This is a genomic window from Treponema sp. Marseille-Q4523, assembly GCF_016901105.1.
In the GTDB taxonomy this organism is placed as follows: Bacteria; Spirochaetota; Spirochaetia; order Treponematales; family Treponemataceae; genus Treponema_D.
Map to the genome: position 1 here is coordinate 1 of NZ_JAFEVM010000022.1, position 23,056 is coordinate 23,056.

Below are 23,056 nucleotides of genomic sequence, written 5' to 3' on the forward strand. Positions count from 1 at the left end.
ACTTAATGTTTACTATTTTTAAGATAAGGTACATTATAGCGTACGTCAATGCCAAGTATTAATTACATCGTACGTTTCGTTTTTTTCAGGGGGTTCCCCGCCTCAGGCGGGTCGGGCTATCCGCTCCAATCGCCTTCGGCAATTTCCGCTTCTATCCCTAACCCGTATGCGGGCTTGACATTGCCGGCCCGGCCGCTGCGTTCGCAGTATTCCTGCCGGAATACCGCACTCCGCTTGTCGGGCTTCGCCCTTCCGCAGAATGCGGAAGGTGTTAATAATTTCCTTGCAGAACTGCCAACGCTAGTTGGCGGAGCGAACCAGGCGGAAGCCAAGGCTGAAGCTGCTACCGCCCGGGGCGTTGCTGCTCCGGTAAGCAACCCGCGCGCGGTCGGCGCTGTAACACCAAGAACCGCCACGTAGACAGCGGCCAGAACCCGACGCCGAGCCTGTGTTTGGTGTGGTGTTCGATATGTTTCCGTACCGGTCCCAGCACCATTCACACACGTTCCCGCTCATGTCGTACAGTCCGTAGCCGTTCTTTTTCTTTGTCTTCACGTCCCTGGTTCCTGTATTGTTTGTGTTTGATGTATACCATGCCACTACATTTACATCGTTGCTTCCGGCGTAAATGTAGTTCTCTCCGCCGCGGGCAGCCCACTCCCATTCCGCTTCCGTCGGAAGGCGGTAGCCGTCCGCATCGAAGTCGCATGTAGCGGCGTTCCATGTAGAGTCGCTCGATGTTGGAACTGCACCCCAGTCGTCAGGATTCGTCGAGCCGTTGATTTTATAGCATGGGATGAGGCTTTCTTTTATCGAAAGTTTATTGCAGTACACGAGTGCGTCATACCAAGAGACCGTATTTACAGGATTTTTGCCGGCTGCGTCTCCCGTAAGTTTGTGTCCGTCCTTGTCGTAAGCGTCTGCTATACCCGGGACGCTTCCGATTACCTCCTTGTACTCCGCCCTTGTCACTTCGTGGTCGCTCATGTAAAAGGAGTTTATCTCCAGAACGCGGCCGCTCACAAATACTTCTGAACTCGGTATCCAGCTTTCCGTTCCGGCGATTGAGGTGCCGGGTACTTCCACAAAGCCTTCGGGAGCGTTGCTTGTGCCAGTCTTTTTGTCTTCTTCTGCGGTGTTTTTGCATCCCGCAATCACGATCACGGCAATCGCCGCCGCAAGTATTCCGCTTTTCTTTAAACAAGTTCTCATATTTCCTCCTGCATTATTTTATCTCGAGTTGCAATATCGCATTTTCAAAGTCACCTCTAACAACTGCAGTTTTTAGAGACTCCGCTTTGTTTATTTTACACTTATTTTTGCTTGTATACCAGTGGGTTTACTCCCGAAAAAGTCGGGAGTTCCAGATACACTGTTTTACCGGCTCATGAGCCGCAGTTAGGACATCACGCAGCAACTGAACGGCGAGCTTCAACCTATCAACTACTTTACGTATACCATAAGCAGCATGACGTCGCTCACGCGGATGCCGGAAATGCGTCCCGCCTGCCCGAGCGTGCGCGGGCGTATCTTTTCGAGCTTTGCACGCGATTCGGCGGAAAGCGATACGACGGATGCGTAGTCGAAATCGTCGGGGATGCGCGCGCTTTCCATGCGGTGCATTTTTTCGACACGCCTGTCCTGCTTTTCGATATAGTAGCGGTATTTGAAATCGATTTTCGCTTCTTCCCATTCGCTTTCGTCGTAGCCGGGGTTTTCAAGTGCGGGGTCTTTTAATAATTTTTCGAATATCTCTTCGCGCAGGGCATACTTTCGGTTTACGGCATCGAACTGCGCTTTCGTCTTTAAGCCCGCGGCAAAGCCGTAAGAAGCAAGGCGGCGGTCTGCCGTATCGCTTCGGAGCTTTAAGCGATATTCGGCTCTCGCGGTAAACATGCGGTAGGGTTCTTTCGTGCCGAGCGTCACCAAATCGTCGATCAATACGCCGATATACGCTTCGTCGCGGCGGAGTACGAGCGGCTGCCATTCGGGTATCGTACGGAAATTGTTAAAGCCCGCATCCCTTTGCACCTTTTCGAGAGCGTCGTTCAAGCGTTCGGGAGACGAGCGCATATCGCCGGAAGAAGCGCACATGGGGCCGCAGATTTTCCGATGCGCTTTCGCGTAATAGCCCGCGTTGATGCCCGCGACGATGCCCTGCCCCGCAGCTTCTTCGTAGCCCGACGTTCCGTTGATTTGCCCCGCGTTGAACAATCCCGCGACGCGCTTCGTTTCGAGAGACGAAAAAAGCTGGGTGGGTTCGACGTAATCGTATTCGACCGCATAGCCCGGTCTCGACGGCACGGCGTTTTCAAAGCCCGGAAGCGTACGCAAAAACGCATCCTGCACGCTTTCGGGAAGCGAAGAGGAAAATCCGTTCAAATAAATTTCATCGGTTTCAAGGCTTTCCGGTTCTACGAAAATCTGATGGCGCTCGCGGTCGGCAAAGCGCACCACTTTGTCTTCGATGGACGGACAGTAGCGCGGCCCGATCCCCAAAATCTTTCCGCTGAAAAGCGGCGAGCGGTGAACGTTGTCGCGGATTATCCGGTGCGTTTCGCCATTCGTGTATACGATGTGGCAGGGTACGAGCGGGCGATCGACGGAAGTATTATCGTATGAAAACGGGATAACGTCGACGTCTCCTTCCTGCACGTCGAGCTTCGAAAAATCGACAGTCTTTTTAAGCACGCGGGGCGGAGTGCCGGTTTTCAGTCTCCCCGTCGTAAAGCCGAGCTTCCGAAGCGACTCCGTCAAACCCTGTGCGGCGGCTTCTCCGAGCCTTCCGCAGGGAGCGTCGTATTCGCCGATAAATATGCGTCCGCCCAAAAATGTCCCCGTCGTAAGCACGACGGCGCGCACGGGAACGACGCGGCCCCGCTCGGTTACGATGCCGGTGATTTTCAAGCGCATAGCCGCGCCGAGCGTTTCACCCCTCTTTTCGCCCGGTATCGTTCCTTTTTCCGCGCTCCCCTCCGAATGCGGCGGAAGCGGCGTCGAACTTTCCGCCGTCACGATATCGGTAACGGTGTCCATGAGCGTCGAAAGATTGGGTTCCGATTCGAGCGCTTTCCGTGCAAGCCCGGAATAGACGATTTTGTCCGCTTGAGCGCGCGGAGCGCGTACGGCCGGCCCCTTGCTTTTGTTGAGGAGGCGAAATTGAATAAGGGAAGCATCCGTGAGCTTTGCCATCTCACCGCCGAGTGCGTCGATTTCGCGGACGATATTGCCCTTTGCGATGCCGCCGATCGAAGGATTGCACGACAGGCGCCCGATCGATTCGATCGTCTGCGTTACGACGAGCGTCTTCAATCCCATGCGCGCGCACGCGAGGGCAGCTTCGATCCCCGCGTGTCCCGCACCGACGACTGCGACGTCATAAAAATCGTAAAAACCGGACATGTCAGCCTTGTCGTCTTTTTCTCAAAATGCGGACGATGAACATAATGACCGTCATGCCGACGACGGGCGTCATGACGGAAATGAGGAATCCCGAAAAAAGGAAAAAGGGCTTCACATAGCCTAAAACGATGCCGAGCGCGGTAAGCGCAAACCACGCGATCACTTCCCATACGGGCGTGTATTCGTTTCCCGCGTCGTCGCCCGACCAAATAAAATCGGAGATGAGATAGCCTGCAGCGCCGCCTATCCACAAAAAAATCACATAGACCGCACCGAGATTTTCACCGGAAAAGGACGAACAGCCGGTAAACACGAGCGGAAGAGAGAGGAGCAGCGCGGATACGAAAGGTTTGGATTTCATACGCAGTGCAACACTATCACATCGCCGTTTTTTCTGCAATATTTTTTCTTACAATATTTTTCTTTTTATACGTTTTATGCTATAATACGACGCGCAAACCGTTTATCATAGGTTCAATCTCATACCTTCGGAGGCTGCACATGCAGACAGAATTGCTTTCGCCCGACATCGAAACCCTCGTCAAAGAAGAACGGTATGCCGATGTCGCTCGTTTTCTGAGTACCCGTCATCCGACGGAAGACGCCGAACTCATCGAAGGATTGGAGCCTGAAGAGATATATAACCTGTTCAAAAAGCTCGAACCGCGTACGGCGATCGACATTTTCCGCGAACTGCCCGATACGCTCCAATCGGAAACCGCAGAGCTTTTGAGCAACGTAGAACTCACACGGCTGCTCAAAATACTGCCGCCGGACGAACGCACCGACCTCGCAAAATCGATTTCGGAAGACCGGCTCGACGAAGTGCTCCCGCTTCTCGCGCAAAAAGAGCGCGACGAAATCAAAAAGCTTTCGTCTTACCCCGAAGGAACGGCAGGATCGGTTATGACGACCGATTACGTCGCGTTCCCCGAATCGTTTACGGTACAGGAAGCGATCAACCGCATACGGCTTGAAGGCGCGCAAAGGGAAGCGGTATCGGTTATATTCGTGCTCACCGAAGAAAGAAAACTGTGCGGCTACGTAACGCTCACCGATTTGATCCTTGCGAAACCCGCGGCAACGCTCGCATCCATAAAAAAAGAACCTGTAGCGGAAATCACGGCGGACGCGGATCAGGAAGAAGCGTCGTTTAAGATAACGAAATACGGCCTCCTCGTTCTCCCCGTCGTCGACAGTTCAGGGCTCCTCATCGGCATCATCACGCACGACGATGCGATGGACGTCGTCGAAGAAGAACGCACGGAAGATATGGAACGCTTTATGGCGATCACCGGCAAACATCAGGAAACGTCGTACTTGAACACGTCAGCGTGGGCGCATTTTTCACGGCGCGTCATCTGGCTCGTCGTACTTGCAATATTCGATTTTTTTTCGGGCGCAGTACTGCAGACATACGAAAACACGATCGCGCACCTCATGCTCCTCACGTTTTATATGCCCATGCTCACCGATATGGGAGGCAATACCGGAAGCCAAGCCGCGACGGTTATCGTCAGGGCACTCGCTCTGAAAGAAATCGATAAGCGCGATATACTGCGCGTAATATGGAAAGAGCTCCGCATTTCGATCATGCTCGGCCTCGTACTCGGAGCGATCGCGTTTTTGCGCGTCAATCTTATGAGCGGCGGTACGACGATCCCCGCCTCTCTCACCCTCGTACAGATAGGAGTTGCTATTGCGTTCGCGCTCGCCGTACAGGTTATCTCCGCAACGATCATCGGTGCGGCGCTTCCGCTCGTTTCGGCCGCAGTCAAAATCGACCCCGCACTCGTTGCAAGTCCCGCGCTCACGACGATCGTCGATATCACAGGGCTTTTGATTTACTTCGGCATTACCAAAGCGATGCTCGGCATATAGCGTGAACACCTATGTTCCGATCACGTTCGCGCCCTGTGCTCGACGCGTAGAGCATCGTCTTCGACCAATATCGCTTCATCGTTGGCGATCGCAAGCAAATTGAGCGAAGCCGAATATTCGTCGATTATTTTTTTCGCCGGCACACGTATCAGCGGCGCCGTGAAGCAAGCCACGCGAACAGCTTTATGCCCCCATCTTCGACATCGTCGTTCAAAACGTATATCCACGACGCATGTCCGTCAAAGCGATACGGATTGCCTTTTTTGTCTTTATAGGCGCCGCTTAGATCAAGGACGTTGTCGTAAACGACGTAATGCAAATCTTCGGGATGCAATTCTCGCAGACGCGATACGGTCGCGCCGTCGTACTTTTCCATCTTAATTGTGTCGTCGTCTTTTGCCCGCGTAAACCACAGCGGAACTTTCACAAGTTCGCCGAGCTGACTGTCCGTAATTTTTTTATCGGGATAGGCTTCGCACACGGGAAAAGCCGCCGCAAAAAAATCGGGATATTGCAAAAGCATATTGAGCGTCATATAACCGCCGGCCGAACAGCCGCCGACATATATGCGATCAGGGTCGATGTACGGATGCTCTGCAATACATTCGTCGATCAATCCTTTTACCGCCTCGCTGTAATATGAAACGCTTGCCACGGGATTTTTTTTATCGGATTTGATTTTCAAATCGGTTTTAAAAATAGCATTGGCTGTTTTGAGAAACGGATTCAGTATGTTTTTTGCCGTTCCTTCAATATCGACGGGAACCCAAAGCCGCTTTCCCCCGACACCCTTGCTTGTCGATTCGAGCCACGCCGTCGGAGCTTGCGGAACGAGGACTGCCGCACCGTTTTCGAAATACGACTGAATTTTTTGCCCCGCGAGGTTCACCGCCTTCGTGCCCAAAATCGGCATATACGGATTATTGCCGCCTTCGGCTATACCGTGAAACCAAACGATCAGCGGAATTTTTTTATCGCTTTGATCGGAATTTGTCGGCGCCCAAAACGCATACTGCATATCCGTATCGCCGGATGTAAAATCGAACATCGTAAAGCGCGCAGCCTCAGGACATACGGCGGCACTCCGTTTTTTTATCGTAAAGCCGAGTTTTTCGTTTTCAATTTTTAAACCGTAGAGCGTCCCTGTATAAAAGACGGCTTTTATAAAAGGATTTCCGGAAGATTCCTCCGGTTCAACGGAAAGTTTCAGCGTTATATGATTTCCTTCACCCTCGATTTTATTGCCTCGCGAGTCGGAAAGATACGCGTCGACAACATCGCGCTCGCCTTTTGAAAAACCGGAACCGCGCCGCGCCTGCTCTTCCGGCGCAAAAATTTTCGTAACTTCAAAATCTTTCGCTCTGACGGCATCGGCTGAAAAAGTTTTGTCGATATTCATTATCACCGTGTCGGCGACGGGTCCCCAATCGTAGGCGCCGACGACAAGTACATATCGATTTTTTGCTGGCTCCGCAGAGCCTGTGAAAACCGTAACCGTGTCCGCTTCTTCCGCAGCAAACGGCAAGAGACAAAAATGCAATAAACATATCGCAAGAAAAATTTTATCAGCTTTGCTCATAAAATCAAGTATATACTATTCTCATACGTATCGCTACAGCGAACTCCGCGACGGAGATGATGTATGTGAAAAACAACAAGGAGGCGGAAAATATTTTTCTTCAATAATTTTTTCGATATTTTTTCATTTCATGTTTTTTTCGTTTCATTGCAAAAATCGTTCGGAAACTATACAATAGAACGCTATGGATTTACTGAAAAAACTCGAAGACTGCAAAAAACGCTTCGACGAATTAAGCGCGCGCGTTATGGATGGCGATCTTGTTAAAGACGTCGAAAAATACAAAGACGTCATGCGCGAACACGGTCATCTCTCCGAGCTCATGGAATTATACGGCGAATACAAAAAAATACTCGACGGCATTGAAAGCGATACCGAATTGATCACGAACGAAGACGACCACGATCTGAAAGAGATGGCGAGGGAAGAACTGAAATCGCTCGAAGAACAAAAGCCGCTGCTCGAAGAAAAAATAAAATTAAAACTCATTCCGCCGGATCCGCTCGACGAAAAAAACATCATCGTCGAAATACGAAACGGCGTCGGAGGAGACGAAGCGTCGCTGTTCGTCGCCGACCTCTACGAAATGTACGCGCGCTTTGCGGAGATGAAAGGCTGGAAATACGAAATTATGAATTCGACGTCGACGGAGGTTGGCGGCTATAAAGAGATTTCGTTTTCGCTTTCCGGAAAATTCGTATACGGCACGCTCAGATGGGAAGGCGGCGTACACCGCGTACAGCGAGTTCCCGCAACGGAAGCGCAGGGGAGAATCCACACGAGCACGGTAACGGTCGCAGTCCTTCCCGAAGCGAGCGAAACCGATATCGTCATCAAGCCGGAAGACGTGCGCATCGACGTGATGCGGGCGGGCGGGCCGGGCGGACAGTGCGTCAACACGACGGATTCCGCAGTACGCCTCACGCATATTCCGACGGGACTCGTCGTCATCCAGCAGGACGAAAAAAGCCAAATCAAAAACAAAGCGAAAGCATTCCGCGTTTTGCGCGCGCGCTTGTTCGATTTGGAAGAGAGCAAAAAACGGGCGGAACGGGATGCGGCGCGTAAATCGATGGTCGGGAGCGGTGACAGAAGCGAACGCATCCGCACGTACAATTTTCCGCAAAACAGAGTGACCGATCACCGCATCAATTTGACGCTGTACAAGCTCGACCAGTTTATGCTCGGCTATATGGACGAAATGCTCGACGCACTCAACGTGTACGCAAAAGAAGAGCAGCTGAAAGCGGACGTAAGCGAACTCGCACACGATTAGCGGATAAAAGCGCACAGCGGCGGAACAAAAGCGTGACCATCAAAAACGCAAGAGACGAAGCGATAAAAAAATTAATAAATTCTCCGACGGCTCAGCTCGATGCGGACGTTCTTTTATCGCACACGATCAAGTGTTCGAAATCTTTTTTACTCGCACATCGGAATGACGATTTGACCGATGCGCAGTACGGCGCATTTATGTCCGCAATCGCGCTTCGCCAAACGGGACTCGCAGTCGCCTATATCACGGGGCACAAAGAATTTTATAAACTCGATTTTATCGTCACACAAGACGTCCTCGTTCCGAAGCCGGACACCGAAACGCTCGTGGAAAAAGCGGTCGAAGGCATCAAAGAGCTTGTACGAAATAAAATGACGAGTACCGGCAAAGCGGTACGGACTGCCGAAACGACGAAACAAAACGAAGGGGGACAAACCGACGATACGCTCCGCATCGCCGATATATGCACGGGAAGCGGCTGTGTCGGCATCGCGGCAGCTCGTGAATTGAACGAGTGCGGAATCTTTTGCGAGCTTACGCTTACCGACATTTCTTCCCGCGCTCTTGAAATCGCAAAGCAAAACGCATCTCGGCTTTTAACGAAAGCGCAATTCGAACGCACGGCATTCGTCTCAGGCGATCTGCTCGCCGCGATTTCGCCCTTCTCCCTCTTCGACGCGATACTCGCAAATCCGCCTTACGTGCCGTCCGATGAAGTGACGGAATTATTAAAAGACGGAAGAGGCGATCCGGCTCTCGCCCTCGACGGAGATACAGACAGCGCGCTCGGTGTACGGCAAAGTTCGGACGGTCTTGCGATCACGAGGCGCCTCGTAGTGCAAGCGTATGAGCGCCTCGCACAAGGCGGTGTGTTTTTTCTCGAAAGCGACGAATACAATGCAAAGGAAGCCGCTCACCTGATGAAAAAAGCCGGTTTCGTCCGCGTCGAAACGCACTGCGATCTGTCGGGCAAGCCGCGCGTAACGACAGGCCGCCGAGCGGCATCGTTTATTTTCTGCAGTGCAGCCATGTGAGTTCGTGTTTATTATAATTCAAATGTATGACACGGCTGTCGGGAATGACTGCAAATTTTTCCACAAGAGGCCAATCGATATCGCCCTGCATTTTTATCGTACAGATCATATTCCGGCAAAGCCCGCTTGAAAGCCATGTGCCGATCCAATCGTAAAGCCTCGAAGGATAACATATCACATCGCTGAAAACCCAATCGCACGCTCCGACATCCTCGGGCTTGAGCGTAAAGGCATCGTGCTTTAAAAATTCGACGCAGGGATGCTTCATAAGCCCCGGCGCCAACTCCGCACGGTCTACCGAAAACACCGTGCAGCCCGAACCGGCAAGCACCCACGTCCAACCGCCGGGGCTTGCACCCGCATCGAAACAGCGCTCTCCGGCACACGGCGCTTCACAGCCGAAAAAAATCCGCATAAGCGTCAACGCTTCATAGAGTTTCAAATATGCGCGGCTCGGCGGATCTTCGTGATTTTCCGCAAACCGAATCGCACCGGCAGGCAAAAGACTCGTCGTCGCTTCCGATGCGAGCATCTCATGTTCTCCGATGAGCGTATACAACCCGATGGGAGATGCGGGTATGCGCACGGGAAAGATGCGTTCTTTGAGATTGACATACGGAAGTTTTTCCTGAATAAGCGAAGCGCGCCTAAAAAAACGATACTGATACGGAGCCCAAGAGCGCTGCATATCGGTAAGAGCGTGCGCCCCATCCCCTATCGAATCGAAACCGATCACAAGAGGCGAAAGCATAGCCGTGCGGCACCAATACGGCGTGCAAAGACTCGAAGCGCCGTTTTCCGAAAGCGTATTTCCGTTTTCTTTCCCATCGCCTTTAAAATTATTAATTAATAAATTATCGATATGCGGAACATAGAGCAGATCTCCGTATTGCGCGGAATCGCGTAAATCGCAAAAAAAACGTTCGCGAAGTTCGGAAACGAGCATATCGTACATGTCGGGAAACGATAAAAATGCGGCACCCGGTAATTTTTTTACACTACTTGGCATACGGAGCCGACGATTTGATTTTCGACCCTTTGTTCATCGGCAGCGTCGGAAAGGCCTGCGACATATTCGGAAAGGTATACGGAATCGGGAGAGCGGAGAATACTGAAGCCGATTTCCGTCGCGCCTCTGTCTTCTTTTACCCAGCGCGGATGACAGAGCAGCGTAAAAGCGGTTTTGTGCATTTCGCCCGAAATGTGCGAAGGCATCACCCTTATCTCATAATCGCTGTCGAGGTCTATGACGACGGGAAAAGGATAATGCACTTTGCAGCCTTCCCTGCTTATGTTGTCGAGCACGCCGGGCAGGGCGCAGATTTGCGGAGCGTCTATTCTGCCGATATCGTCGTATCGAATCGATTTTCGAGCGGCGGCACACATAAGGACAGTATGGCCGTTTTTATGCATATAGTCAACACGCTCATCGAAGCGTGTCGAAGCGCGAAATTCCCCATGCAACCTTGCAACGGGCGCGAAGCACAAAGTTCCGCGCGCTGAAATCGCAAGTCTCTCTTCCGCTCAATATTCGGCCAATATCCTTTCGAGCTTTTCTTTTCCGATGATCTTCATAAAGCTTGCAAGGCGCGGTCCCTGCTCTTTACCGATGAGCACGCGATACATAATGCCGAAAAGCTCTTTCGGCTTAATGCCGCATCCGACTGCCGCATCGTAGATCTTTTGCGAAAGCTCCTGCTCTCCGCTTTCTTCGACAAAGGGCAGCACATCGCTTTTCATCTTTTCGACGACCGCTTTTTCCGCGTCGCTTAACGCGACCGCCCCGCTTTCGATCCGGAGCGCAAATTTAAAATCTTCCGGCGCGCATTCGGTGATCCAATACCACGCGCACTCGCATCTCCGCTTCAAACAGTCTTTTTGTTCGTCCCGCACGTCGCCCAAAGATGCGATAACCGCGTCGATGTCGCCGGAATACGTCTGTAAAAGCGTCGTGAGCATTCTGAAGCCGATTTGATAGGGCATGACGCTCGGCATCGCCGGCTCCACTTGAGAAAGCAAATAGACGCGCTTTTCGTGATTTGCGACGTCGTCGTTTTTCGCCTGTTCAAGCCCCCACGCGATGCGCTCGGTGCGGTCGTACGCTTCATACACCGTGATGACGTCGAGGTCGAAGCTGATCGCAAATTCGTGATCGACTTTATTGACGGCAAAAATATAGCGCAGCACTTCCGGCTGGTAGACGGCAAGCGCGTCGGGAAGTGCGATGACTTTGCCCTTCGACGACGACATCTTTCCGGGGATCCCCTTTAAGCCGACAAAATCGTACTTCATCGTAACCGGTGCATCCCAGCCGTACACTTTTTTCGAAACGAGTTTTGCCGTATCGTAAGAACCGCCGGGACTCACGTGATCTTTTCCGCCCGGCTCGAACACCACCTTTTCTTCGTTCCATCTCATCGGCCAGTCGACTCTCCAGCCGAGCTTAAAGCCCTTCGACGTGCGGAGGTCTTCCGCCGCTTCGTGTCCGCATTCGCACTTGTACGATACGCCGTATTCGCCGTCGTAGCCGGTGATCTCCGTCGTGTCGCGATCACACTTCGAACAGAACACCGAAACAGGCCAATACGCTTCGTCGGCTTTCATCTTGTGCGCGTCGTCGCGGTATTCATTCAGACACGATTTAATAAGTTCGCGATTTTGCATCGCCTTTTTCATACCTTCGGCGTAGCGATTTTCGCGGTAGCGTTGAGCTTGATATAAAAATTCGGGATGAATACCGACTCTCGGAAGCTCCCGCTCGATATCGACTTCGTGATGGCGCGCATAGTTTTCATCGCGCCCTGTCGTATCAGGCACCATCGTGATTGGAAAGCGCAGATATTTTTTCAGCTCGTCCTGATTCGGCATGTTCGCGGGCACTTTGCGGAATACATCGTAATCGTCCCATGAATAGATAAATCGCACGTTTTTGCCGCGGTCGCGCAGCGCGCGCACGACCAAATCGACCGTGATGATTTCGCGGAAGTTCCCGATATGCACGGTACCCGACGGCGTTATGCCCGAAGCGCAGGTATATAAATCGCGTTCGCCCCGTTCCGAAACGATATTGTCCGCGACGCGGTCAGCCCAATGGCACAAAAGTTTTTTATCGACGCTCATAACAGTCCCTTATTAAAAATTATTCGTGCGGAGGGTTTAATACCCCGACGCTCGCGTCGGGGTTGTTGATTAATTATTATTCCGACCGATCGACGACACATATAGCCGCTTATAATAGCACGTGTTCGTAAGAAAGACAACGGCTTATTCAAAAAGTTTATTCTTCCGCGCAAAAAGGAGCTTAAAGTCATCATCTCCCATATCTTTCAGAACTTCCTGCTGTACCCGTATCGTCTTTTTAAAATAATACATATCTTGATGCTTCTCAGCTTCATTTTTATCGGCAAATTTTATTAATGTATCCTGCCCCGTCTACCTTCTTTCTCTCCGCCCTTTCACCAGTGAAATCCGTATACGGTAACAGATTCGTATTTTTTTCCGGGAAGCAAAACGCACGACGGAAAGTGCGCGATATTCGGTGAATCCGGAAAACATTCGGTTTCAAGGCAGAGTGCGCTGTACTTGCCGTAGACGCGTCCGTTTTTGCCGTGCACGGCTTTCAGCATATTGCCGGTATAGAGCTGTATGCCTTCCGCATTCGTGTCGACCGTCATCGTCCTGCCCGATTGGGGATCGCATAATTCGGCGACACGGATGATTTTTCCAGCCGATTCGGGAACTCCGCTCCTTCCGTTTTTTTCGTCATAAATTTTCGTAACAAAGCAGTCGTCGTAGCCCGCAGCTGTTTTTTTAATATCGCGTCCGATTCGTTTTTCTTTTAAAAAATCGTACGGCGTATCTTTTACAGAAAGGATTTTTCCCGTCGGGATCAAAGCGCTCGTGCATTCGAGATAGGAAGAACAGTCGAGTTTTAAAACGTGATTTTCGATCGTGCCTTTTCCTGCAAGATTAAAATACGAATGATTGGTAAGGTTTACGGGACAGGCTTTATCGCTCGATGCGGTATAGCGGCAGGTAAGATTGTTTTTTTCGTCGAGGAGGTAGCGTACTTTTACGCGCATGGTCCCCGGAAAGCCCTGCTCTCCGTCTTTCGAAACGCGCGTAAATTCCACTCCCGCGTATTTATCGGTCGAAACGATTTTCGCTTTCCACACTTTTTTGTCCCAGCCGTCAAAACCTCCGTGCAACATATTGCGCCCGTCGTTTTTATCGAGCGTGTACTGTTTTCCGTCAAGTGTAAACGAAGCGTTTTTGATCCTGTTTGCAAAACGCCCGACAAAAGCGCCGAAATAGCTCGTGTCGGAAATATAGCCTTCGAGCGTCGAATAGCCGAGCGCGACGTCGGTTTCGCTGCCGTCAGGATCGCGCAGCACGATACTCGTAATCCTGCAGCCGTAATCCGTAACGGAAAAGGACATGTGCTTGTTTTTGACGGTAAAAAGAGAAACCTTTGTTCCGTCGGAAAGCACGCCGAAATTTTGCACCGTTGTTTTCATATCTTCCCCCATAAAAATTTTTGAGAACCGTCAAAAATCCAATCGATTTTCCAGCGGTCTTTACTGCATATCGAGTATCATTTGCACTTCGGTTTTCGAACACGAAAGCTGTTTTGCGATCTGTTCGATTGCGAGTCCCATCTCCGCCATCTCGAGCACTTGCTTTGTAAAATTCTTTTTCGGTATGATCGGCGTTTCCGAAAAGTACACGTCGGGTTTTATGACAGGCACTTTCGCATACGACGTTCCGTCCCTCATCACGTTCATCTCGGTCTTTGTACGCACTTCTTCTTGCCTGTCATCGAAGAGAGAATGCTGCCTTTCCGAAATCGCTTCACCCTCTCCCGTTACGGCATAGGACGCATCGGGGGCGGGACGGGAGCGAGGAGCGTTTTTTTTGTAAGTGTTCGCAGCGCGGCGGGAGACTTCGGAAACCGCCTTTTTATCAAGCGTATCGCGGAGAGCGGACACCGAAATCTTTTTCGCTTCTTCGCTTCGAGCAAGCGCTATCCTTCTATCCGCTTCTTCGATGAGGCGATTCAGCTGCTTTTTTCTATCGTCGATGATATCGATCGCGCGGACGGTATTATTGTTGATGTCGCGGATCATATTGTCCATTTCGGCTCTCGTTTTTTCGATAACATCGTCGGGCGAAAAGAGGCGCTTAAAGCGGATGAGAAAGATGACCCAGAGAGCGACATTGATCGCAACGATCGCAAATAAAACCGTCGACACGCCTACCTCGTAATATCTATGTGCTGTCCGATATAAGATTCCCGTACGATGCACTCGCACCCTTCTTGTTTTTTTTCGCGCTTTCCGTCTTTACCTTTTTTTTCAGCCTCGCCGTGAGAAGGAGACGAACCGTCGTTTTTTACGGCGCGCGATTCGGCTTCCGATCCATCCGATGCGGGACGGGAGACGCGATCGACTTCTTCCAAATTTTGCCGAACGATATTTTGCTGTTGCATCGCTTCGGCAAGCCTGCCGCCGTCTTGGGCATGCGCGGCGTTTTGCGCGATATTCGCCATTTGAGAATACATCGTCTGCAAGTCAATTGGTTGTATAGCCATCGGGTCCCTTTATCTTCGAAGCAGCCTCGTATTTGCCGCGCTTGACGAAATTATTGTCGAAATAGAACGTTACGCCCGACACTTCGTTGTGCACTTCATCGAGTACGTCGCGCACATAGATTTTGACGCCCGCGTACACCGTTCCCGACGCTTTCACTTTTCCGACCGCTTTCAATTCACGCAAGTGTTCCTGCAGCGTTTGAATTTCTTCGGTCATCTCCGCCGATTCCGAATCGATCTGCGCTTTGCGCTCTTTGAGTTTCGTAAGATTGTCTTCTTTTTCTTTCGGAAGCGAGCGGCGTATCTTTTTTTGATTTTCGAGCGTCGAAATATCGAGTTCGAGATTTTCAAGCTCTTTGACAAGCGCTCCCTGCTTTTCCTGCAAGCTGTCGAGGCGCTGCTTCGCTCTCGGATCGAATCCTACTTCGAGTATCGTTTCCGCTCCCCCTCCCGGTGAGCCGATACTCTTTGCGGAAATCTCTTCCGTCGCAAACAAGTGCCCGCCCATGATCTGCGCTTTTTTCCCGCTCAAAACGATGCTTTTCATCGCCATCACTTCCGAATTCATAATACTGTCGGTAACGATGACGGACTCATCGACTTCGACTTTCGCCGCCTGTATGAATTTCGCCCACAGCGATTTTTTACTCGTCAGCGTTCCGCCGTTTTTACCGAATATGCCCTGCTGCACGATGATATTGCCGCCGGCGTTGATTTTACAGTTGCCGACCGTGCCGCCGACTTCGACATTGCCCGACGCGTCCACGTTGAAACCGTCTTCGACGCTTCCGCGTATGATGACGGAGCCGAGGAATTTGATGTTTCCCGTTTTGATGTTGACGCTCATGAGCTGGAGTACGGGTTCCACGGTAATCTTGCCGGCAAAGAGCATGACCTGGCCGTCGGTATCGGCGATCACCGTCATACCGTCGGGAGCGAGCGAAACGTTTTGCCCGAGCGGGATGGGAATATCTTTTCCGTTTTTCGCTTCGGTATAGCGCCCCAACAGCGTTTTGCCGGGTCTTCCCTTTTCCGCGGGAATTTTTTGTGCAAGGCGTCCGCCCTTGATGACGTTTTGAATGAGGTTCAGCTCTTTAAAATCGACTTGCCCCGTCGCCGATTCGGTCGCACGCAGTTTTTTCGGATCCGTTTCGAAATCGTACGCGATGTAGGCGTCTCTGCCGTCCTGTGCGGGAGTACCGGCGGCAACTTCGTACGGAGTTTCGTATACGGGATCGTCGACAAATGCTTCGATTTTATCTTCTTCGAAACCGGTGACGATACCTTGAGCGCGAAGCGCCCGCTCGATCATCGAATAAGAAACATCGGCACCGCTCATCGCAGGAGCCGATGCGACGATCTCCGCTTTCATTTCGTCGCTTGAAATGCTCACCGAAACGCTCGCGTCTCCGGCTGCTATATGCTTGTAGATGCCGACTTCTTCATAGCGGCCGGACGTCCCCTGTTTGATATATTTTTTTACGAGATCCTCTTCTACGGAAACCGTATCCGGCCGCACGAGCGCCTGCATGACGTCTTTGCCGTCGACGGCTTTTCCCGTTCCCGTAGGAAGCAAAACTTTCAGCATGATCCTGTCGCCGAAATGGCGGACGTAATACGCGCCGTCTCTGTCAATTATCTTTTCTTCAGCCGATTCCTCGTCCGCTCCGAAGAGATCGTCCTTTGCGGTCTTATGTTTTACATGAGCCGTATTCGGATTTTCATAGATGCGAAGACGCCACGGCTTTTTGCCGAAACCGAGAAAACCGTTGCTTCCCTTTTCGACGACTTCGTATTCGAGATCAACGGCCTTCGTGTCGAGTTGGACTGCGGCGTCGGCGAGCGCTTCGTCGATACTTTCGGCATGGACGTCGACGTTGTGCAGCTGCTTATCGCGTTCCAAGAGGAGCTGCATATCCGCACGCATTTTCTCGAGCGATACCATCACATGATCCCTTTCCTGAGATTCGTCAATTTTGCGCGCATTCTGAGATTCGCTTTTGTGTGCAATTGGGAAATGCGCGACTCGCTTACGTTGAGCACTTGCCCGATTTCTTTAAACGTCAAATCTTCGTGATAGTATAAAACGATGACCATCTTTTCTTTTTCAGGCAATTCGTTTATCGCTTGTACGATCACTTTTTTGATCTCTTCGCGCTCGACGATCGCATCGGGGTTCATGCTCGACGGAGATTCGATGCTGTCACCGATCGACGCGTTCGCCGCATCGTCCCCGTTATGCCACACGTCGTTGAGAGAAAGCACGCTCGTTCCGGACACTTTCATGATGATGCGGTGATAATCGTCTTCGCTTACGCCGAGCGATTCCGCGATTTCCGCGTCGCTCGCCGTCCGTCCGAGCCGCGATTCGAGCGTATTGATCGCGTCCTCTATTTCGCGCGATTTTTGACGAACTGAGCGCGGCACCCAATCGATCTGCCTGAGCTCATCGAAGATCGCGCCGCGGATACGGGTAACGGCGTATGTTTTGAATTTGACGTTTTTCGACGGATCGTATTTTTCGATTGCATCGAGCAGACCGAATTGACCGAAGCCGACGAGGTCATCGAATTCGACGCTGCCGGGCATACCGACGGACACTTTTCCCGCGACGTATTTAACAAGCGGCATATACTGCCGTATAAACGCGTCGCGCAGCGCCTGCGATTTCGTCTTTCGGTATTCTTCCCAGAGTCTGTCTTCTTCTTTTTCGTCGTTTACCGGGTCTGCCATACTATGCACCTTTCTTATGTTTCTTTATCCTTCGCGAGCGCGGTGCTTATCGCTTTCGCCATAAGCGTCGTATCTTTTTCACTGTATTTGCTCGCCTTATCGGATTTTTTCGTTTTGTCCGAAGCGGCGGAAAAAGCGGTATCTTCGACGATCTCTCCGGACGGGGCCAAATCCTCAAGATCGGGTAAATCGTCGAGCGTATCGTCTTTGAGCGAAAAACCGTCGTCGGAATCGACTCCCGCTTCTTTCCCCGAAATCGTCCGTGCGTTTTCATGCAGCTGCACGGGAACGAAACCGTCATCCGGCTGCTCCGTCCGATCCGCAGATAAAACATCTCCGTTTACCGCATGGATCGTATCGACCGTTCCGTTTTCACTCGAAGCACGGGCGGAACGACTTTCTTTTTCTCCGCCTGCATAATCATCTTTGTTCAGCATCTGATGGTTTTCGCCGACATAAAACTCAGGCGATCCCTCTTCCGTCGGAAGATCTTCGTCCTGCACAACGATATCGATATTGTTTTCCGGCGCCCCTCGCTGCGCTTCGCCCTCACCTCCCGCCGACGCATCGATATTCAAAAACGTCGAACCGATAAACTGCACGGCAAACCCCACGACGGCAAATACCGCCGAGAATATAAAAGCATAGAGCAACATACGCCCGATACCGCCGCGGGAAAAAAGACCGAAAAAAAACGAGATGAGAAAGCCGGCGAGAGCAAAACCTGCGATAAACCGAACCTGCTTCACCACACCTCCCTAAAAACTTTTGCAGGTAATTGCAGCGAAGCTTCAAGCAAGGTGCAACTTCCGAAAAAGTTTTTAGCCGTGCGCGAGAGCGCACACGGTAAATATGCGAGTTTGCAAAATCAGTACATCGTATTCATAATAATTTTTATCAAAACAATACGTATGCACGTTTTCTGCAAACATCCATGCAAACTCGCGATAAGAACGCTGCGATTTCGAGCAATGCGCAGAAATCGCGAGTGTCTCCGATAAAAGAAAAACGCTTCAGCGTTTTTTGGCTCCAGACTCCAACAACGGCGATATTGCAGACGTTATTTTTTATCCTACCTCCTCATAAAAACTTTTACTGCTTATTATATACCATATAATAATAAAAATACAATGCCGCTTTCGCGACGGCACACATACCGCTGATTTTTCCGTCCGCACTCGCCCCTGCCGAACACCCGCAGTTTGCAGTGCATCCCTCGTTCCGCGACAATGCTCAGCGCTTTCTGCGCAAAAACTTTTTCAAAAAATTCGATACACCTTCGTTTTCCGCAGGCTCCGTTTTTTCGATGCGCCCTACGATGTGCTTGATGCACATTGAAGGCTTCGATGTCGGATTGATGACGATAAAGGGTTTTTGCCGGATGACCGAAGCCTGTACGACAGGATCGTCGTACACAAAGCCGATGTAATCGACTTTGTAGTTCAAAAACTGGCTCACGATCGTGATGATGCGCTCGGAGATGCGCTTGCCTTCGTCCGCCGAATGCGCACGGTTTACGAGCAGCTTTAAGTTGACCGGATGCTCGACGATTTCCGTCGTAATGATTTTAATAATGCCGTATGCGTCGGTGATCGCAGTCGGTTCGGGCGTCGTAACGACGTACACTTCATCGGCGGCGGCGACGAACTGCAAAACGTTGTTCGTGATGCCCGCTCCCGTATCGATGATGATGATATCGGCGGAACCGAGAGACGCGAATTGCTTTGCAAAATCTTCAAGCTCTTTGACGGAGAGGTTTGCGATTTTTGAAAGCCCGTTTGCACCCGCGATGAATTTGATATTGAATTCGGTATCGAGGATGATCTCTTTCATCGTCTTTTTTTTATCGATGACGTGCATGAGATTGTAGGGCGGCACTTGATTGAGCAGCACATTGATGTTCGCCATGCCGAGATCCCCGTCGATCAAAATGACACGCTTGCCGGTCTGCGCGTAGGCTATAGCCATGTTTACGGCTATATTCGATTTACCGACGCCGCCTTTGCCGCTCGTGATCGCGAGGATGCGCGTTTTATGCGCGTCTTTTGCCGAAGACGTCCTCTTTTTTTCCTGAGCGCTGTCTTTCATCAATTCACGCAAACCTTCTGCCTGTTCTTCCATAACCTTATTCTCCAAATTCATCTTCAATATGCACGCGATCGACATCGAAGCCCGAAAGCCTGATGAGAAACTCGACGACGTCCGCACGGTGGATGTCCCGCACGACTTTTTGCCCGTCGGCGATGTATGAAATTTTTTTGTTTTTTTCGTGGAGTACGCTGATGATGTTTCCGTACTGTTTCGATTCGTCGCACTTCGTCACGATGACGGAATTGTATCCGAACTGCTCGTAATTTTGCATGATGTTCGCCAAATCCTTGGCTTTCGTAGAAGCGGCGACGGCGAGGTATATGTCCGGTTTCATTCCGCGCACATCGAGAACGGCTTTCATCTTGCCGATATTTTCGGTATCGTTCGGACTGTAGCCGCTCGTGTCGATAAAGATCGCGTCGAGGTTTTCGCGCTTTTCGTCGTAGAGCTTTTTCAAGTCTTCGACCGTTTCCGCTTTTTCGAGTTCCGTTTCAAAGATCGTGCTGTACGAAGCGAGCTGTTCGTAAGCTCCGACGCGCATCGTATCGGTCGTGATAAATGCGAACGACGGAATTCTCCGTTCCTCTCTCTTCGCTTCGCTCACCATTTTCGTCGCAAGCTTTACGAGCGTCGTCGTCTTACCGACTCCCGTGGGACCGACGATAACGACGACGTGCGGCGGCCGCTGGATTTTTTCCGGCGCGATCGAAATCGTCTTCCCGATCCAATCGACGACTTTGCGTTCTACAGCTTTAAAATCGTCGAGAGAATCGAGCGTAAAATTCGATTGCAGCTTTTCGGTTATCTCGTTGATGTATGAAAACGTAAATTCGTTTTCTTCCAAAAGGCTTTCGATTTTTTTTATCGACGGATGCTTTTCCGAAGCGGCGAATGAAATGCTTTTGAGCTGCTTCGAAAAATTCTCCTCCATTTGCGTCATGCGGGCATTCAGTGCGGTATTGAAAGCCGTCATCTGAGCCGCGCGCAAAAGTTCGTCTTTTGTTTTATTGAACGCGGCGGCCGCATCGAGCGCATCCGTTCCGTCGCGTGATGAAATCCCTGTCGTACGCGCGACCGTATTTTTTTGCACGTCGTCTTCGCGGTCTACGGTATAGGACACTTCGACGACTTCTTTTTGACCGATGCCGAAAAATCCGCCCTTGAGCATCGTGCGTTTTCCTCGGATCGTATACTCGTTGTTGAATTTTTCAAAGAGTTTCGCTTTGCATTCGTCGAGCGTCCGACCCGTCATCTTCAATACGGGTGCATCCCGTCTGTCTGCGCTATACATTCTGTATCGTCACTCCTGCTTTTTCCTCTGCGATTTCTCCGAGTACTTCGACTTTTATGCTTCTGCCCGCGGCGATGATCTCTCTGTCGGAAATGACGATGATGTCGGGCATTTCGCGGTTCGTCATATTCCACACGAGGCGGCGCACGACCGACGAACACATGACGATCGGAAGACTGCCCTTGCTGCGAAGCGCGTTGTAGGCGCCGTGGATCGCGCGCTCCCACATCCGCAAATCGACAGGATCGAGGGCGACGAAAGGCTCCGTGCCCGCGCTCTTTGCGACATGATCGAGAAGGAGCTGCGACAGCCCCTGCGACAGGCTCATAACGCGCAGCGTATTGTCCTCGTCGACGTACTGCTTGCATATCTGCAGCCCCAGCGCTTCGCGCACTTTTTCGGCGAGGTCCCACGCGTTGTGCGTGACAGGTCCGAAGTTGGCGAGCGTTTCGAGAATGATAACGATGTTGCGTATCGAAACGCGCTCCTGCAAAAGCATCTTCAATACTTTTTCAATATCGCCGTAGGTGAATTTGCATTTTTCACTGTTGAGCACTTCGTCGACGACGACCGGATTCGTCTCTTTGATATTGTTGATGATCCTCGACACTTCCTGCCGACCGATGATTTCCGCCGCATGCGCTTTGATGATTTCCGTCAAATGCGTTGCGATGATCGTCGGAGGATCGACGACGGTATAGCCGTTCCGCTCGGCTTCGGCTCTTTTTTCTTCCGGCAGCCAAATCGCGTTCATACCGAAAGCGGGATCTTTCGTCTTTTCTCCCTGCAGCTCTTCGGTCACCGTGCCGTTGTTCATGCACATATAGTAGCCGAGCCTGATCGTGCTGCGTCCCGCTTCGATACCGCGTATTTTAAAACTGTATTCGTTCGGGTCGAGCGTCATATTGTCGAGGATGCGGATCGGCGGAACGATGAGTCCCATATCGAGAGCGGCTTCATGCCGTATGCGCCCGATCCGCTCGACGAGCTCCGCGCCGTTTTCTTTATCGACGAGGGGGATGAGCGCATAGCCGAGTTCGAGCGACAGCGTATCCAACGGTGCGATCGCCGCAGCGTCTGCAGGACTCGCTCCTCCCGTCTTTTCCTTTGCCGTCGCGGCTGCCGCCGCCTGCGCTTTTTCGCGCACTTGAGAAGAAGCAATACGGTATCCCATAAAAAAGAAAAATGCTCCGAGCAAAACCAAGAGCACCGTCGCCCCCGCACCGTTTCCTATAAACGCGATGCCCATAAATGCAAGCGCGGCTCCGACGATTTCGTAGATGTGCCCGTCGACCGAAAAATTTTTCGAAAGCTGTTTGTCGAAAGCTTCATCGGTACTGCTTCCCGTAACGATGAGACCGGTCGCAAACGAAAGCATGAGAGAAGGGATCTGCGACATGAGACCGTCGCCGATCGTAAGCTTCGCATAGGATAAAAGCGCGTCTCCCGCCGACATGCGGTTGATCGCCATACCGACGGCAAATCCGCCGAAGATATTTATCGCCGTGATAAAGATGCCGGCTTTGACGTTGCCCGAAACGAATTTCGAAGCGCCGTCCATCGTCGAATAAAAATCGACCGAGCGGTCGAGCGCTTCCTGCTCTTTTTGCGCTTCCTCTTCCGTTATGATGCCGCTGTTGAGCCGGTTGCCGATATCGAATTTTTTCGTACTCATCGAATCGAGGGAAAACCGTGCGGCGACTTCCGATACGCGCGTGGCCCCTTTTGTGATGACGACGACCTGCACGACGATCAAAATAATAAAAATTACAAAGCCGATGACGACAGGCGTCGCGCCGGTACCTCCTCCCGTAACGATATTTGCAAAGGCCTGCACCATCGCGCTTTGGCTTTTCGAAAGCCCCGCGGGATTTACGGGGTTCGCGAGGATGAGGCGCGTCGACGAAATATTGATACCGAGTCCGAAAAGCGTCATAAACAAAAGCACGCGCGGAAAGGTTATGAAATTCGTCGCGCGGGGCGTATACATGACGATGAGCAGGACGACGATCGAAAACGCGATATTGAGCGCCATCGAAAAATCGATGAGGATGCGAGGCATGGGTATAACGAGAAAGAGCGCAACGACGACGACTGCGACACCGACGATATTGCGCTGCAAAAAATTTAAAATGCTTTGATTTGAAATTCGTCTCGCTTCATCAGGCATCAGTCCCCA

Annotated in this window: 20 protein-coding genes; 3 read left to right on the forward strand and 17 right to left on the reverse strand. The window is 51.4% G+C overall.

The annotated features are described in order from the left end of the window. Nucleotides 1-300: 300 nt before the first annotated feature. The 3 genes from JSQ97_RS08025 to JSQ97_RS08035 all read right to left on the reverse strand — a co-directional run bounded on the left by JSQ97_RS08025 (nucleotide 301) and on the right by JSQ97_RS08035 (nucleotide 3,763). The gene (locus JSQ97_RS08025; protein ID WP_205075576.1) at nucleotides 301-1,212 is read right to left on the reverse strand and encodes a formylglycine-generating enzyme family protein; all 912 of its coding nucleotides are present in this window, start codon (nucleotides 1,210-1,212) and stop codon (nucleotides 301-303) included. A 231-nt stretch (nucleotides 1,213-1,443) separates the two neighbouring features. Further along, on the reverse strand, nucleotides 1,444-3,402 hold the full coding sequence (locus JSQ97_RS08030) for a tRNA uridine-5-carboxymethylaminomethyl modification enzyme MnmG/GidA (protein WP_205075577.1): 1,959 nt from the start codon (nucleotides 3,400-3,402) through the stop codon (nucleotides 1,444-1,446). Between the two features lies 1 nt (nucleotide 3,403). Beyond that, the gene (locus JSQ97_RS08035) at nucleotides 3,404-3,763 is read right to left on the reverse strand and encodes a hypothetical protein (RefSeq protein ID WP_205075578.1); all 360 of its coding nucleotides are present in this window, start codon (nucleotides 3,761-3,763) and stop codon (nucleotides 3,404-3,406) included. 140 nt (nucleotides 3,764-3,903) lie between these two features. On the opposite strand from JSQ97_RS08035, the gene mgtE reads away from it, so the two are divergent. Next, nucleotides 3,904-5,283, forward strand: a complete 1,380-nt coding sequence (gene mgtE / locus JSQ97_RS08040) for a magnesium transporter (RefSeq protein ID WP_205075579.1) — start codon at nucleotides 3,904-3,906, stop codon at nucleotides 5,281-5,283. A gap of 20 nt (nucleotides 5,284-5,303) precedes the next feature. On the opposite strand, the gene JSQ97_RS13070 is transcribed toward mgtE, so the two are convergent. Together JSQ97_RS13070 and JSQ97_RS08045 are read right to left on the reverse strand one after the other, a co-directional pair. Next, complete coding sequence (locus tag JSQ97_RS13070) at nucleotides 5,304-5,426, reverse strand: hypothetical protein (RefSeq protein ID WP_255519648.1); 123 nt, start codon at nucleotides 5,424-5,426, stop codon at nucleotides 5,304-5,306. Nucleotides 5,427-5,431: 5 nt separating this feature from the next. Then, complete coding sequence (locus JSQ97_RS08045) at nucleotides 5,432-6,862, reverse strand: prolyl oligopeptidase family serine peptidase (protein ID WP_205075580.1); 1,431 nt, start codon at nucleotides 6,860-6,862, stop codon at nucleotides 5,432-5,434. A gap of 184 nt (nucleotides 6,863-7,046) precedes the next feature. Between JSQ97_RS08045 and prfA the strand changes: the two genes are divergently transcribed. After that, entirely contained in the window at nucleotides 7,047-8,138 is a 1,092-nt protein-coding gene (prfA, locus tag JSQ97_RS08050) for a peptide chain release factor 1 (protein WP_205075581.1), read from the forward strand. Nucleotides 8,139-8,170: 32 nt separating this feature from the next. Beyond that, nucleotides 8,171-9,172: a peptide chain release factor N(5)-glutamine methyltransferase gene (prmC, locus tag JSQ97_RS08055; RefSeq protein ID WP_205075582.1), complete on the forward strand. Its 1,002-nt coding sequence runs from the start codon at nucleotides 8,171-8,173 to the stop codon at nucleotides 9,170-9,172. Here prmC and JSQ97_RS08060 read toward each other — a convergent pair. The 12 genes from JSQ97_RS08060 to JSQ97_RS08115 all read right to left on the reverse strand — a co-directional run bounded on the left by JSQ97_RS08060 (nucleotide 9,147) and on the right by JSQ97_RS08115 (nucleotide 23,047). Further along, a complete protein-coding gene (locus JSQ97_RS08060; RefSeq protein ID WP_205075583.1) occupies nucleotides 9,147-10,181 on the reverse strand; it encodes an SAM-dependent methyltransferase in 1,035 nt (344 codons plus the stop codon). The two genes, prmC and JSQ97_RS08060, sit on opposite strands and share 26 nt — an antisense overlap. Next, nucleotides 10,166-10,585: a hypothetical protein gene (locus tag JSQ97_RS08065; RefSeq protein ID WP_205075584.1), complete on the reverse strand. Its 420-nt coding sequence runs from the start codon at nucleotides 10,583-10,585 to the stop codon at nucleotides 10,166-10,168. The genes JSQ97_RS08060 and JSQ97_RS08065 overlap by 16 nt, the downstream gene beginning before the upstream one ends. A gap of 111 nt (nucleotides 10,586-10,696) precedes the next feature. After that, nucleotides 10,697-12,292 (reverse strand): lysine--tRNA ligase, encoded by a 1,596-nt coding sequence (gene lysS, locus JSQ97_RS08070; protein ID WP_205075585.1) that lies wholly within the window; start codon nucleotides 12,290-12,292, stop codon nucleotides 10,697-10,699. 335 nt (nucleotides 12,293-12,627) lie between these two features. After that, nucleotides 12,628-13,689 carry an aldose epimerase family protein gene (locus tag JSQ97_RS08075; RefSeq protein WP_205075586.1) on the reverse strand — a complete coding sequence of 354 codons (1,062 nt, stop codon included), beginning with the start codon at nucleotides 13,687-13,689 and terminating at the stop codon, nucleotides 12,628-12,630. Nucleotides 13,690-13,749: 60 nt separating this feature from the next. Continuing rightward, a complete protein-coding gene (locus JSQ97_RS08080; protein WP_205075587.1) occupies nucleotides 13,750-14,424 on the reverse strand; it encodes a hypothetical protein in 675 nt (224 codons plus the stop codon). 2 nt (nucleotides 14,425-14,426) lie between these two features. Next, on the reverse strand, nucleotides 14,427-14,762 hold the full coding sequence (locus tag JSQ97_RS08085; RefSeq protein WP_205075588.1) for a hypothetical protein: 336 nt from the start codon (nucleotides 14,760-14,762) through the stop codon (nucleotides 14,427-14,429). Then, nucleotides 14,743-16,707, reverse strand: coding sequence for a FapA family protein (locus JSQ97_RS08090; protein WP_205075589.1), 1,965 nt, complete (start codon nucleotides 16,705-16,707; stop codon nucleotides 14,743-14,745). Before JSQ97_RS08090 ends, JSQ97_RS08085 begins: the two co-directional genes overlap by 20 nt. Next, entirely contained in the window at nucleotides 16,707-17,495 is a 789-nt protein-coding gene (gene whiG, locus JSQ97_RS08095; protein WP_205075590.1) for an RNA polymerase sigma factor WhiG, read from the reverse strand. The genes JSQ97_RS08090 and whiG overlap by 1 nt, the downstream gene beginning before the upstream one ends. Nucleotides 17,496-17,509: 14 nt before the next feature. After that, on the reverse strand, nucleotides 17,510-18,244 hold the full coding sequence (locus JSQ97_RS08100; RefSeq protein ID WP_205075591.1) for a hypothetical protein: 735 nt from the start codon (nucleotides 18,242-18,244) through the stop codon (nucleotides 17,510-17,512). 484 nt (nucleotides 18,245-18,728) lie between these two features. Further along, entirely contained in the window at nucleotides 18,729-19,616 is an 888-nt protein-coding gene (locus JSQ97_RS08105) for a MinD/ParA family protein (RefSeq protein ID WP_205075592.1), read from the reverse strand. Between the two features lie 4 nt (nucleotides 19,617-19,620). Next, nucleotides 19,621-20,877, reverse strand: coding sequence for a flagellar biosynthesis protein FlhF (locus JSQ97_RS08110; protein WP_205075593.1), 1,257 nt, complete (start codon nucleotides 20,875-20,877; stop codon nucleotides 19,621-19,623). Continuing rightward, the gene (locus JSQ97_RS08115) at nucleotides 20,870-23,047 is read right to left on the reverse strand and encodes a flagellar biosynthesis protein FlhA (protein ID WP_205075594.1); all 2,178 of its coding nucleotides are present in this window, start codon (nucleotides 23,045-23,047) and stop codon (nucleotides 20,870-20,872) included. The genes JSQ97_RS08110 and JSQ97_RS08115 overlap by 8 nt, the downstream gene beginning before the upstream one ends. Nucleotides 23,048-23,056 lie beyond the last annotated feature (9 nt).

What these genes read in the sequence shown, in the direction of transcription:
- JSQ97_RS08025 (WP_205075576.1), bottom strand. Translation starts at nt 1,212, where the DNA reads ATGAGAACTTGTTTAAAGAAAAGCGGAATACTTGCGGCGGCGATTGCC.
- JSQ97_RS08030 (WP_205075577.1), bottom strand. Translation starts at nt 3,402, where the DNA reads ATGTCCGGTTTTTACGATTTTTATGACGTCGCAGTCGTCGGTGCGGGA.
- JSQ97_RS08035 (WP_205075578.1), bottom strand. Translation starts at nt 3,763, where the DNA reads ATGAAATCCAAACCTTTCGTATCCGCGCTGCTCCTCTCTCTTCCGCTC.
- mgtE (WP_205075579.1), top strand. Translation starts at nt 3,904, where the DNA reads ATGCAGACAGAATTGCTTTCGCCCGACATCGAAACCCTCGTCAAAGAA.
- JSQ97_RS08045 (WP_205075580.1), bottom strand. Translation starts at nt 6,862, where the DNA reads ATGAGCAAAGCTGATAAAATTTTTCTTGCGATATGTTTATTGCATTTT.
- prfA (WP_205075581.1), top strand. Translation starts at nt 7,047, where the DNA reads ATGGATTTACTGAAAAAACTCGAAGACTGCAAAAAACGCTTCGACGAA.
- JSQ97_RS08060 (WP_205075583.1), bottom strand. Translation starts at nt 10,181, where the DNA reads ATGCCAAGTAGTGTAAAAAAATTACCGGGTGCCGCATTTTTATCGTTT.
- JSQ97_RS08065 (WP_205075584.1), bottom strand. Translation starts at nt 10,585, where the DNA reads ATGCATAAAAACGGCCATACTGTCCTTATGTGTGCCGCCGCTCGAAAA.
- lysS (WP_205075585.1), bottom strand. Translation starts at nt 12,292, where the DNA reads ATGAGCGTCGATAAAAAACTTTTGTGCCATTGGGCTGACCGCGTCGCG.
- JSQ97_RS08075 (WP_205075586.1), bottom strand. Translation starts at nt 13,689, where the DNA reads ATGAAAACAACGGTGCAAAATTTCGGCGTGCTTTCCGACGGAACAAAG.
- JSQ97_RS08085 (WP_205075588.1), bottom strand. Translation starts at nt 14,762, where the DNA reads ATGGCTATACAACCAATTGACTTGCAGACGATGTATTCTCAAATGGCG.
- JSQ97_RS08090 (WP_205075589.1), bottom strand. Translation starts at nt 16,707, where the DNA reads ATGGTATCGCTCGAGAAAATGCGTGCGGATATGCAGCTCCTCTTGGAA.
- whiG (WP_205075590.1), bottom strand. Translation starts at nt 17,495, where the DNA reads ATGGCAGACCCGGTAAACGACGAAAAAGAAGAAGACAGACTCTGGGAA.
- JSQ97_RS08105 (WP_205075592.1), bottom strand. Translation starts at nt 19,616, where the DNA reads ATGGAAGAACAGGCAGAAGGTTTGCGTGAATTGATGAAAGACAGCGCT.
- JSQ97_RS08110 (WP_205075593.1), bottom strand. Translation starts at nt 20,877, where the DNA reads ATGTATAGCGCAGACAGACGGGATGCACCCGTATTGAAGATGACGGGT.
- JSQ97_RS08115 (WP_205075594.1), bottom strand. Translation starts at nt 23,047, where the DNA reads ATGCCTGATGAAGCGAGACGAATTTCAAATCAAAGCATTTTAAATTTT.